Raw genomic sequence first — 12,108 nt, 5'->3', positions numbered from 1 at the left:
TTCAGCTCTCCTATGCTTTATTTATCTCTTCTACTGTAGCTTTGAAATAAAGCTTGTTTAAAAATTCTATTTAGATACTTATTTTACGCAAAAAGAATAAGAACCCCTTTTGAAAAGAGATTCTTATTCATCAAATGCAAATTTGATTATTTTCTACATATCCTTTACCATAATTACTCCTAAAATAGAATAATATTACTAATGATTTGTTGTACATTAACTATTTGCCAGGCAATCGGATGTTGCGCCAACTACCTACATCGCATTGACCGTATGTATTATCACCTACTGCTACCACGGTGCCATCTAATTTAAGACCGACCGTATGCGCACAACCAGCTGCTACCGCTATAATATCGCGCCAATCACTTACATTACATTGACCATACTCATTCCAGCCTACTGCCACCACGGTACCGTCTGATTTAAGTCCGATTGTATGATTCGTACCAGCTGCTATTGCCATAATATCTTTCCAGCTGCCTAAATCGCATTGACCAAGCTTATTATTACCCACGGCCATCACTTTGCCATCCGGTTTCAAACCAACAGTATGAAGGTAACCTGCCGCCAACTCCACCATACCACGCCATCCACTTACATTGCATTGGCCATATCGATTATTCCCCACTGCCGTCACTGCGCCGTCCAATTTAAGACCGACTGTATGCCAATCACCCGCCGTGACCGCCACAATATTTCTCCAGCTACTTACATTACATTCTCCTTCTTTATTTCGCCCCACCGCTATTACCGTGCCATCCGGTTTAAGACCAATGGTACGACGCCATCCCGCCGCAACCGATACAATATTATGCCATTCGTTTACATCACATTGATTATGCTTATTCCACCCCACCGCTTCCACAGTATTATCACTTTTCAGAGCGATTGTATGAGCATTACCCGTGTTCGTCGCCATATGAACATTGCCCGCTGCGACTGCTTCAATATCACACCAACCGCTTACATTGCATTCTCCTTCTTTATTTCGCCCCACTGCCACAACTGTGCCATCCGATTTAAGAGCAACTGTATGACCACGACCTGCCGCTATCGTACCTTTAGGCCACCGTTTCACTTTTAACATTTCTTCTTTCGGTGAAATGTAATTCATGTTTTACCTCCTCGCATATAAGCAACTGTATCCAAATAGATATTTTTATCTAATTTCATTATAAATGACCCGACTTTTTTTATAAATTTACAGCTACAAAAGAAGCCTATTATTACTTCTTCAAAAAATAAAAACCTCCAGTTTAAATACTAGAGGTTTTTTCTTTATTTCTTCAATCGTTCAATAAAATCGTTCAATTTATCAAGTGATTTCATATTCTGATTACAAGCTACACCATCTTTGCAAATATAGTTTCCCTTTTTAACGAAAGTTCCTTGTACATCACCTTTAATTTCAACTAAAAACATCCCTACTTCTTCATGTCCATGACATAATGAACAAATGCTCTTTTTATTTAAACTTTGGAACGTTCCTTGCAGACCAACAAACTTATTTTTATCATTTTTCGCTATAATAAATTTCCTGCTTGACCCTTTATCAATCCAGCTTAAATAAGATAATTCTTTCATGTCCAGTTCTTCCATATCAGGAAGTTTTAACTTTTTCGCTTTAGGAAATAATTTTTTTAATGTTTGCGCTGTAACTTCCTGAAACGGAATGACATACGGATTTATTTTCATTAAAAATGATTCTGCATCTTCTCTATTTTGAACTGTTAATACCGTATCAATTAACTCTTTCTGTTCATCTGTTAAATTTTCAAATACATGTATTATTTTTTCAATTGCAAGTGATTTTAATGCTTGAATTACACCTCTATCATTTGCCGTTGCATGCCCATTTGCTAAAATATAAGCTTGTGATTTTATAAAATTGTATTGATCACTTCTAATAAAAGCTTCCATCTTTATCACTCCATACAAATTGTTGATCTAGTCTTATTGTATACAATGCTTCAGCTTTTTGATATGTAAAAGATAACTTAGAAACAAATATTACATACTCCGATTATGTTCTACCGCTTCATTTCCTGACAAAAGAAACCATCGTCTGTTTTCCATTCTGCATATAATACATCCTCAAATTTAGTAATCCCTTTTTGCTTTATTTGTTTATAAAGCCATCCTTCATCAAAGCCTGCTTCTCTCAAATTATCTTTCACTACTTTTCCATCACTAATTAATGAAACCGGTAAGTATACAGGCTTATGTTTTAAGCTTAAATCATTTATAGTCGGAGATTCATATTTGCTCTTTTTCAGAACACTTATGTTTCCATTAGGTTCCAAGATCATATATTCAACTTCTCGGATTGAAAATATATCTTTTTGTTGTCTTAGCATTTGTTGTAATTGATTAATATCCAAATGATTTGAACTTAATTGTTCTCGGTCAATCTTTCCATTACGGATAATAATGGAAGGATATCCTTCAAAAAACCTTCTTGTTCCTCTTATTTTTTGTGTTATCACTTCTATAGTATAAATTAAAACCACCCATACAAATACTGAATATAAAATAGACCACACTTTAATTTTAGGGTCATATATTGAATTCCCAACAAGCTCACCAAGAACGATAGCAGAAATAAAATCAAATGGCGTCAGCTCGAGATATTTGTGTTTTCCCTAATATTTTCGTAGCAATTAACAGAACAAAAAATCCAACTAAAAGCTCTATCGTTATTTGTCCAATATGATTCATATATGTTCACCTTTCTGCTTTTCACTCAAATACTATGTATTCTATTTAGTAAAAAAACGGCACAATATTGCTATTATCATGCCCATTCATATCAAGTAGATACAAAGCAAAAAGAGTCTAGTTCAATTTAATAATTGAACTAGACTCTTTTATCTTCATTTAGAATACACAATCTTTTTAATCGTTTCCCCAGAAAGAAAATATTCTTCTGCAAGTTGATGAATAGCAATCCCACTTTTAAACGCTTCTTTAATTGCTTTATTTCTTTCATCTAGTTGTTTTCTTCCGCCAGATCGTGTACCCCATTTATAATGTTTCGTTTCTTGTTTCGGAATGTAAATTGTTTCACCTTGTATATACTTTTGAATTTCAGTAATTAAACTCTCTGGTAAAACAGCATTAGCTTTTACGTATTTCATTTCTGCTCGCCCCTTATTTTTTATGGTTCATTTCAATAAGGTGCAAAGCCAAATATAAAAAATGATACGAGCTCATATAGGCGATTGTATATTACTTGTCTACCTCACGCAAAGTATCGCCATTTCCATACTTGGCTTTGCATGAGACGTTGCAGTGTCTGGCAATTGAATTATAATCGCCATATAAACACCTCCTAATATACCTTTTGCATTTTATTATATGATAAATTCCTTCTCCTTGCATCCACACCCTTCTTAAAGCACGAAATTACTTAGTTTGATATAATACTTTTTAACTGAATTAAAAATCATTGTGAGGTTACATTATGAAGAAAAAAATTATCATTACAATTGTTACACTATTCTTTATTATCACGGCATTATTCGGAACATACAAATTGATGAACGCAAGAAGCTTTCAATTATTTGGAGATTTAACACAACGCGTAGAAACAAATGAAAAAGTGATTGCTTTAACTTTTGATGATGGCCCTACTAACAATGTAAAACAAATATTACCGCTACTAGATAAATACAACGCTAAAGCTACTTTCTTTTTAATTGGAAATGAATTAGAGCAAAATTTATCGTTAGGAGAAGCTATCGCGCAATCTGGGCACCAACTTGGAAACCATACATATTCTCATAATAGAATGGTTTTCAAAACACCTTCTTTTATTAAGGATGAAATAGAAAAAACGAATTCATTCATCCGCCAAACAGGATTTACAGACGAAATTGATTTTAGGCCCCCTAACGGAAAAAAATTAATTGGACTACCCTATTATTTAAATAAAAATAATATCGAAACGATTATATGGGATCTTGAGCCCGATACTTTTTATAAATCTGCGGCTGATAAAATTGAATATGTTAATAAAAATGTAAAACCAGGTTCTATCATTTTACTGCATTCTATGTATGATGAGTCTAATGAAAATTTTAAAACGATTGAAGGTATTTTAGATTCTTTATCTAAGAAGGGCTATCAGTTCGTAACAGTAAACGAACTGCAAAAAAGAGCAAAATAAAAAGTAGCGTATCATAGAGCGATACGCTACCTTTCTTTTTAAATAATGCCAAGTACATTTAAGAATACGATAATTATCGCAATTGGTGCGATAAAGCGAAGTAAGAATAACCATAATACGAACAGTTTATAGCCTTTATTTTTACTTACACCTAGCTCTTTCATTAATACATCTTTCTTCATTTTTAAAGGAACAAAGATAGAAACTAATAATACACCAAGTGGCATTAATACGTTACTTACTGCATAGTCCGCTAAATCAAAGACTGTCTTTCCGAAAATCTTCAGATCACTTAATATACCGAATGATAATGCTGATGGTACCCCAACAACGAAAATTAATAATCCAACGATTAAAGCCATCTTTTCGCGTTTCCCTTTACCTTTTGCAGTTAAAGATGCAACACTAATTTCTAACATTGAAATTGCTGATGTAATCGTAGCGAAGAAGAATAGTAATAAGAAAACGATGAAGAATAATTTTCCGAACGCCATTTTACTGAAAATAGCTGGCAATACGATAAATAATAGTCCCGGCCCTTGAGATGGTTCCATTCCAAATGCGAACACAACTGGGAAAATTGCAAGTCCTGCAAGTAATGTAATAACAAGAGTTAAAGCTACGATAGAAAATGCCGAACGTGGTAAACTTTCTTCTTTCGGTAAGTATGAACTATACGTTACCATTACGGCTACACCGACTGATAATGAGAAGAACGATTGCCCCATTGCGTATAATATAACTTCTGATGTTACATGTGAGAAATCAGGTTGTAAGAAGAAACGAACGCCTTCTCCAGCACCATCTAATGTAAGTGCACGAACGATTAATACAAAGAATAAAACGAATAGTGCTGGCATGAAATATTTATTTACTTTTTCAACACCATTTTGTACACCTTTACTTACGATGAAAATAGTAATAAGAATGAATAATAGCTGTGATCCAACTGCTAAATATGGATTGGAAATGATTTCACCAAACGTAGCTTCGTATGCTCCATTTCCTTCCCATAGTCTACCTGTAATTGCATTCCATAAATATAATAAAATCCATCCCCCTACAACACTGTAGAAAGAAAGTAATATGAAACAAGTTACAATCCCTAATTTCCCTAACCATGGCCATAATGTTTTTGGTGCGATTTCTCTATATGCATCAACAGCCTCTTTTTGTGTACTTCTTCCGATAACGAATTCAGCTAATAATAGCGGTAAACCAATTAATAATGTGAAACCGATGAAAATAAGGAAGAACGCCCCGCCTCCTCCGATGCCGGCCATATAGGGGAATTTCCAAATCGCCCCAAGGCCAATTGCTGAACCTGCTGCAGCTAATACGAAACCTAATTTCGATGTCCATTGCTGTGAATTCATTTATTAATCTCCTCTCTATCTCTTTTTCTTTGTTACAATTCGGTATTTATATTGTTCTATCAATACTCTTTTCTAATACGTTCACTTCCTCCCTAATAAAAAAACGCCCCTACGTAAATACGTAGGGACGACAAAAATATCGCGGTACCACCCTAGTTGTGAAGAATACTAAGAAACCACCTAAATAAAAATGCCCCTACGCAAAAACGTAGGGACGATTAAATATCGCGGTACCACCCTAGTTATGAAGCCACACCAAAGTTAGGACCTAAATAAAAAACGTCCCTACGTAAATACGTAGGGACGATAAATATCGCGGTACCACCCTAGTTGTGAAACAATCTTCACCACTTTATTTGATAACGGTATAAACTACCGTCTTTCATTTCCTCATAATGCGAGATTTATGAAAGATGCTCCAGGACGAACTTCATGAATAATCTATATACTGATTCACACCAACCATCAGCTCTCTGAAATAGGGAGATATTCACTACTATACCCTTTCATTGCCCAAATATTATTTTCCGAATTGATTACTATCATTTTTATCACACATTAAAAATAGTGTCAACTTATATTTTGAATTTTTATGTATTACAATCTATTTAAAAATTTGAAATATAAGTTTTAGTTTAGAAAACAAGTAGATTAGTACATAACGAATTCTAACAGGCAATAGAAAAAGAATTACGTATTATTGATACTTATTCCAGAAGAAAAATCATCTAGAAACATAACCTATCTCTATCTCTATCTGTATTAGTTTTTAAGAGTTTGATGGATACCAAGAAAATTTCGCATCACTATCCAGTGGTCTATTTTTCGTTTCTTCTTTAATTACACGAAACCATTCATTTAGAATTTGAGTTTTGGGCAATTGAGCAGCAAGGTTATCTTCCCAAATTATATGTGAGAACCAGGCTTTCGTTTCCCATTCAAACTGCAATTGTGCGAACGAAATTATAGGGTGATCAGCTTCACGAAATTGCTCATTTACTGCATTTGAAACTTCTGGAGCTTGCGGTAACAACTCGTTCTGAATTCTATTTCTTATCGTCTCATTTTCTAGCTGATCCCAGAAATACAATTGCCCATTTATTTGATAAAAAATATCAAATGAAGCCTCACCTTTCTTCAAATTCAATAATACGAAAGCACGTTCCACATCATTGTCAGCCGCCTTTACAGCATTAACAATTATATTTTGTGCCATTGATACCCAGTAACTAGTCGCTTCCTCTACCGGTGATTCGACATACAATTCTTCACTTAATTCATGCAGAGTGGCTTCTTGCTCATTTACTTTTTCAACTTTTTTAAAAAACCTATTAAAAAACCCCATAACTTCCCCCTTATTACTGTTTTCTATTTCACAAAATAAAAAATAGATTTTTTTGCTCATCCACATTTACTCCTGGCGCGTATGTATGAACTTGTTGCAACACTTCTTCTATTAGCAACTCTAACTCCTGCACACTATTTTCTGGACTCCCTATTAATGTATCTGCCATACGTTTATATAATTTTTCAGGTTTAATAGTCATTCGTTCCACATTATTAGGCATCCATTTAAACGCTGGATGATGCACGTACATTTTATTCAAGCCAAATAAAACACCAAATACATTCCTTTGTACTTCACAAATAACGTCATAAAGCATAAGCCAATCTTTCCGTTTTAAAAGCGCCTTTCGATTGTGCCAACGATTACTTAAGCATAGATTTTCTGAAATCATCCGTTTTGCTAGTTCATCTGGATATGCCGCTACTCTATCTTTTAATTCATTCACTTTCCCTTCTCCATACAAACTAACACCATCATGAACAGATGATACAATACATTGTTTTTCATAACTTATATCATATTGATCCACCACATCCGAAATCACTTTCTCTACTGTCTCTGTTAAAAAGTTACTAATCTCTAATTTAATTCCCTCTTTCGTTAAATACGTTTCCGACCATTCTTCTTCCTCATACGGATGATACGATAATATTTTCCCATCAATATGATAAATAGGGGCCCTACGATCCTCATCTTCCGGCGGTGTTGACCATAAAATATGTAATTCTATATCTGAATGTTCATCTTCAAGTTTTCTAGCTACTGAACCCGCTAAAATAATAGCTTCCACTTTCGGATTTTGCCTATAAATCCCTGACATCTCTATTGCTTTCTCTTTTAATCCCAATTCATTTCCTCCTAAAATTGCAGTAATCCCCTTACTTTTCATTTATCTATTTCGATTTTACAGCTTGCATTACCTTTTAAAATTCCTACTTAATCATATTTCTATCCAATAGCGCTGAATAACTTCACCAGTACGAGAAGAAACTACTTCATTTTCTAACACACCGCCAACCTTTTGAATCGTTTTAGCAGAACCGATATTGGATTTATCGCAAGTTATTAACACTTTCTGTAATCCTAATTTTTGTGCTTCAGCTAATGCAAGCTTTAGTTGTTTCGTAGCGTAACCGTGGCGACGTTTATTCGGATGGACACTATATCCAATATGACCGCTTTCCCTTAATAATTCTGGAGTTAATCTATGTCTAATATTCACAAAACCTATAAGTTCTCCTTTTTCAAAACTTAAAAATTGGCTAGATGGTACTCGATTAGTTAGTAAATTTTCTCCTAGTTCTTGTTTACGCACTTTTTCAAACCACTCATCAAGAGAATCAAAATTTTGTAAAGAGCTACTTCCATGTGGTTGTTCCCCTGAGTGTAAAAACGCCTGTCTATACGCCGTAATATGCTCACTATATTCATGGATTGGTTTTATTAGTTTCATTGTTCTTCTCCCCCTCTTCATTCCATAAAACAAACACCTTAATAGCAGCTACTCACTATTAAGGTGTTTCTATCATTTTTATTCAAATAACCCCATACTCAAATAACGTTCCCCTGTATCAGGCGCAATACATAAAACTTTTTTACCAGCGCCTAGACGTTTCGCTATCATGATTGCAGCGTAAACAGATGCTCCAGAAGATGGCCCAACTAATAATCCCTCTTGTCTAGCTAAGTTTCTCATTGTCGTTAAAGCCTCTTCGTCTGCAATTTGAATAATTTCGTTATACACTTCTGTATTTAAGTTTTTCGGGATAAATCCTGGGCTTGTTCCTACTAGTTTATGAGGACCTGGTACACCACCTGATAAAACGGGAGATCCTTTCGGTTCTACTACTGCAATATATAAGTTTGGTAATTTCTCTTTTAACGTTTCACCGGTCCCTGTAATCGTTCCGCCTGTTCCTGCCGTTGCAACAAAAGCGTCAAGCTCTCCATCCATTTGTTCGTAAATTTCAAGCGCAGTCGTATAACGGTGAATATTCGGATTAGCCGGGTTTTCAAATTGTTGCGGGATAAAACTATTCGGTATTTGTTTTTGCAGTTCTAACGCCTTCGCAATTGCTCCTGGCATTCTTTGTTCTGCTGGTGTTAAAACTACTTCTGCCCCGTATGCTTTCAATAAATTGATACGCTCTTTTGACATATTGTCTGGCATAATTAAAATCGCTTTATACCCTTTAGCAGCTGCATTCATCGCTAAACCAATCCCTGTATTCCCGCTTGTCGGTTCAATAATTGTATCTCCTGGTTTGATGAGACCATTTTCTTCTGCAACGTGAAGTAAATTATAAGCAGCACGGTCTTTCACACTGCGCGATGGATTAAACATTTCTAGTTTCACATACACATCTGCTGCGTCTTCCGGAATAAATTTAGATAATCGGACGACAGGTGTATCTCCTATTAATTCCGTAACGTTTTCACACAATTTCATAGCGCATCCCCTATTCTATCGTTTTCTTATCACTTGGCAGTAACCATGAAGTGAGTCCAATTAATGGTAGACAACTACATAATAGCATAATAAATTGCAGGCTATATATATCTGCTAATTTCCCAAGAACTACAGCACCTAATGCTCCAAGTCCAAACGCAAGACCTACGATTAATCCTGACACCATTCCCACTTTTCCAGGTACAAGCTCTTGTGCATATACAACAATTACACTAAAACTACTTGAACTAATAAAACCGATACATAAAAATAACGGTACGACCCACACAAGTGAGACATGTGGTAATAACAGTGCAAGTGGCGCTGAACCTAACATTGAAAATACGATGATATTTTTCTTACCAAATCGATCTGCTAACGGTCCTCCGAAGAAAGTTCCTAACACACCAGCAATCATAAATGCGAATACGAAATACTGGGCATTTTTTATAGATAAACCGTAATGCTCTATTAAGTAAAATTGATAGAAATTCCCGATACCAGCACCGTACCAAGAGCGTACAAAAGTAAGAAAAACAAGAAGTATAATAACGAATTTAATGTGTGTACTTACAATTGCATTTTCCGCCTCAAGTGCAGCCCTCTTCTTCCTTCTTACAGCACCGGTTGCTAATTCATTTTTGTACCAATTCGATACGAAAATTAATAATACAATTCCTACTGCTGCAAATGCTGTAAAACCTAATGAACCAATTTGACCGAGTGGAACGAAAATTAGCGCTGTAAAAATAGGAGCTAGAGAATTCCCCGTGTTTCCCCCAACTTGATAAATTGCTTGCGCTAACCCTCGTTTTGCACCTGCCGCCATATACGCAACACGAGCGCCTTCTGGATGAAAGACCGCGGAACCTAAACCAATAAATAAAACAGAAATAATAACAATAATAAAGTTTGGTGCAAACGCGAGTCCAATCATTCCAAGCATACTTGAAAACATGCCGAGTGGTAATAAAAATGGTGACGGCTTCTTATCTGAATACATACCAAACACCGGTTGCATAATCGATGACGTCATATTTAATGCAAACGCAATCCACCCTACTTGCATATAGGATAAATTCATCGTTTTTTCCAAAATAGGAAACAACGCCGGCACAACTGCTTGCATCGAATCATTTAAAAAATGCCCAAAGCTAATCGCAAATAAAATTCGATATATTGTCGGTGTTTCTACAGTTTTTTTGTGTGAAACTGCCTGCATATGTGAATCTCCCCTTTCTGTACAAAATATATATTTATTACAGTAGGTGTAATAAATTCTGACTTTTGAAACATTTCTATTCTATACTGCTTTCATTTCTTTTTCCAGAAATATAACTTAACTCCCGTCATTGGCTTGCATCCTTGTAACTTTCAGCGGTAAAACAGTACAAAAAAAGACAACCCAATCACATACTGGGTTGCCTCTTACATTAAATTGCAAAATGCTTATACTTCTCGTAATCACTCGTCTTACATTCTATTTGTAATTTGGTACCTTCGTTTTCGTAACTCGTAGATAAAACGTGTGCATGATTATTGAAATACGAAACTACCTGTCCTTGATCATATGGAATTAACATTTCACACTTCGTATATTCTTTATAGATGTGTGAGCGAATCATTTCTACAAGTTCTTCAATTCCAACATGTTTCTTCGCTGATAAATAAACGCGATCTTCTTGCACTTTCGGAATTTCAACATCTACCATATCTGATTTATTATAAGCATAGATCGTTGGAATATTTTCTACTCCAATTTTCTTTAACGTTTCATTTGTAATATCAATTAATTGTTCATAATTTGGATTTGCGTAATCTACAACGTGAATAAGTAGGTCTGCTTCCGCTACTTCTTCTAACGTTGAACGGAACGCCTTCACAAGATGATGTGGTAATTTACTTACAAATCCAACTGTATCTGTTAATAAAAATGATTTATTATCTGGCAAATCAATATTTCGTACAGATGTTTCTAACGTCGCGAATAACATATCTTTTTCAAATACTTGTTTTTCTTCTGTACCATTATAAATTTCAAGCATTGCATTCATCGTCGTTGACTTTCCTGCATTCGTATAACCTACTAATGCTACAACAGGTATTTCATTTTTCTTACGCTGCTTTCGCTGCGTTTGACGCTGGGCAACGAGCGCTTCTAAATCTTTATTCAAAACTGAAATTTGTTCTTCAATTTTACGACGGTCTAACTCTAACTTCTTTTCACCGACACCTTTATTTTTCGTACCAACGCCGCCGCTCTGTCTCCCTAACGATTCACGAAGACCGATTAAACGAGGCATCATATACTGAAGGTGTGCTACTTCTACTTGTAGCTGTGCTTCTTTCGTTTTCGCACGTTGCGCAAAAATATCTAAAATTAAAATGGTACGATCAATTACCTTACAATCTAAATCCTCTTCTAAATTTCGAATTTGTGAAGGAGATAATTCATCATTAAAGATAACCATATTCGCATCTATTTCTTGTACATACGCTGCAACTTCTTCAATCTTTCCTTTTCCGATATAATGCGATGGATTTACTCGTTGTAAATTTTGCGTTACTTGCCCAATTACCTCTACATCACAAGCTTCCGCAAGATTTGTTAACTCTTCCATCGAATATGCAAAATCATCTTCATTACCTACATTTACTCCAACTAAAACTGCTCTTTGTAATACTTCTTCCATATATTTATTCCTCCATTTCGATTACGTAAAATAAAAAACACAGGTCGCTGCCTGTGTTTTCGTAAACGGAT

At 35.2% G+C, this 12,108-nt stretch carries 11 protein-coding genes, 1 pseudogene and 1 other annotated feature; of the genes and pseudogenes, 1 reads left to right on the top strand and 11 read right to left on the bottom strand.

Translation table 11 applies throughout. The annotated features are described in order from the left end of the window. Positions 1 to 220: 220 nt before the first annotated feature. The 4 genes and pseudogenes from JFU02_RS28680 to JFU02_RS28665 all read right to left on the bottom strand — a co-directional run bounded on the left by JFU02_RS28680 (position 221) and on the right by JFU02_RS28665 (position 3,140). On the bottom strand, positions 221 to 1,117 hold the full coding sequence (locus JFU02_RS28680; protein WP_086407272.1) for an RCC1 domain-containing protein: 897 nt from the start codon (positions 1,115 to 1,117) through the stop codon (positions 221 to 223). Positions 1,118 to 1,281: 164 nt separating this feature from the next. Next, positions 1,282 to 1,923 (bottom strand): FusB/FusC family EF-G-binding protein, encoded by a 642-nt coding sequence (locus JFU02_RS28675; protein WP_000387068.1) that lies wholly within the window; start codon positions 1,921 to 1,923, stop codon positions 1,282 to 1,284. A gap of 110 nt (positions 1,924 to 2,033) precedes the next feature. Beyond that, positions 2,034 to 2,721 (bottom strand): annotated as a pseudogene (locus tag JFU02_RS28670) (DUF421 domain-containing protein). A 155-nt stretch (positions 2,722 to 2,876) separates the two neighbouring features. Then, the gene (locus tag JFU02_RS28665) at positions 2,877 to 3,140 is read right to left on the bottom strand and encodes a CD3324 family protein (RefSeq protein ID WP_000878325.1); all 264 of its coding nucleotides are present in this window, start codon (positions 3,138 to 3,140) and stop codon (positions 2,877 to 2,879) included. A gap of 326 nt (positions 3,141 to 3,466) precedes the next feature. Here JFU02_RS28665 and JFU02_RS28660 point away from each other — a divergent pair, with 326 nt between their 5' ends. After that, positions 3,467 to 4,171, top strand: a complete 705-nt coding sequence (locus JFU02_RS28660) for a polysaccharide deacetylase family protein (protein ID WP_098838328.1) — start codon at positions 3,467 to 3,469, stop codon at positions 4,169 to 4,171. A gap of 38 nt (positions 4,172 to 4,209) precedes the next feature. Here the strand turns inward: JFU02_RS28660 and JFU02_RS28655 are convergent, their stop codons facing one another. From JFU02_RS28655 to hflX, 7 genes are all read right to left on the bottom strand, one after another. Further along, the gene (locus JFU02_RS28655; RefSeq protein ID WP_001088183.1) at positions 4,210 to 5,547 is read right to left on the bottom strand and encodes a sodium-dependent transporter; all 1,338 of its coding nucleotides are present in this window, start codon (positions 5,545 to 5,547) and stop codon (positions 4,210 to 4,212) included. 296 nt (positions 5,548 to 5,843) lie between these two features. Next, positions 5,844 to 6,066: a binding site (T-box leader), on the bottom strand. A 250-nt stretch (positions 6,067 to 6,316) separates the two neighbouring features. After that, positions 6,317 to 6,892 (bottom strand): hypothetical protein, encoded by a 576-nt coding sequence (locus JFU02_RS28650; protein ID WP_000505542.1) that lies wholly within the window; start codon positions 6,890 to 6,892, stop codon positions 6,317 to 6,319. Between the two features lie 28 nt (positions 6,893 to 6,920). Next, the gene (locus JFU02_RS28645; protein ID WP_201071947.1) at positions 6,921 to 7,742 is read right to left on the bottom strand and encodes a DUF4037 domain-containing protein; all 822 of its coding nucleotides are present in this window, start codon (positions 7,740 to 7,742) and stop codon (positions 6,921 to 6,923) included. Positions 7,743 to 7,835: 93 nt separating this feature from the next. Then, on the bottom strand, positions 7,836 to 8,348 hold the full coding sequence (locus JFU02_RS28640; RefSeq protein ID WP_098223186.1) for a GNAT family N-acetyltransferase: 513 nt from the start codon (positions 8,346 to 8,348) through the stop codon (positions 7,836 to 7,838). Between the two features lie 78 nt (positions 8,349 to 8,426). After that, positions 8,427 to 9,344 (bottom strand): cysteine synthase A, encoded by a 918-nt coding sequence (gene cysK, locus JFU02_RS28635; protein WP_000762271.1) that lies wholly within the window; start codon positions 9,342 to 9,344, stop codon positions 8,427 to 8,429. 10 nt (positions 9,345 to 9,354) lie between these two features. Next, positions 9,355 to 10,566, bottom strand: a complete 1,212-nt coding sequence (locus JFU02_RS28630; protein ID WP_001149399.1) for an MFS transporter — start codon at positions 10,564 to 10,566, stop codon at positions 9,355 to 9,357. Between the two features lie 211 nt (positions 10,567 to 10,777). Then, the gene (hflX, locus tag JFU02_RS28625; protein WP_000393283.1) at positions 10,778 to 12,037 is read right to left on the bottom strand and encodes a GTPase HflX; all 1,260 of its coding nucleotides are present in this window, start codon (positions 12,035 to 12,037) and stop codon (positions 10,778 to 10,780) included. Between the last annotated feature and the right edge of the window lie 71 nt (positions 12,038 to 12,108).

The organism is Bacillus sp. TH13, assembly GCF_016651175.1.
GTDB classification, from domain to species: domain Bacteria; phylum Bacillota; class Bacilli; order Bacillales; family Bacillaceae_G; genus Bacillus_A; species Bacillus_A thuringiensis_S.
Note: the sequence above shows the minus strand (reverse complement) of the source record. Positions and strands in the feature narration are given on the sequence as shown.

Coding starts and splice junctions, on each gene's coding strand:
- JFU02_RS28680 (WP_086407272.1), bottom strand. CDS start 1,117: ATGAATTACATTTCACCGAAAGAAGAAATGTTAAAAGTGAAACGGTGG.
- JFU02_RS28675 (WP_000387068.1), bottom strand. CDS start 1,923: ATGGAAGCTTTTATTAGAAGTGATCAATACAATTTTATAAAATCACAA.
- JFU02_RS28665 (WP_000878325.1), bottom strand. CDS start 3,140: ATGAAATACGTAAAAGCTAATGCTGTTTTACCAGAGAGTTTAATTACT.
- JFU02_RS28660 (WP_098838328.1), top strand. CDS start 3,467: ATGAAGAAAAAAATTATCATTACAATTGTTACACTATTCTTTATTATC.
- JFU02_RS28655 (WP_001088183.1), bottom strand. CDS start 5,547: ATGAATTCACAGCAATGGACATCGAAATTAGGTTTCGTATTAGCTGCA.
- JFU02_RS28650 (WP_000505542.1), bottom strand. CDS start 6,892: ATGGGGTTTTTTAATAGGTTTTTTAAAAAAGTTGAAAAAGTAAATGAG.
- JFU02_RS28640 (WP_098223186.1), bottom strand. CDS start 8,348: ATGAAACTAATAAAACCAATCCATGAATATAGTGAGCATATTACGGCG.
- cysK (WP_000762271.1), bottom strand. CDS start 9,344: ATGAAATTGTGTGAAAACGTTACGGAATTAATAGGAGATACACCTGTC.
- JFU02_RS28630 (WP_001149399.1), bottom strand. CDS start 10,566: ATGCAGGCAGTTTCACACAAAAAAACTGTAGAAACACCGACAATATAT.
- hflX (WP_000393283.1), bottom strand. CDS start 12,037: ATGGAAGAAGTATTACAAAGAGCAGTTTTAGTTGGAGTAAATGTAGGT.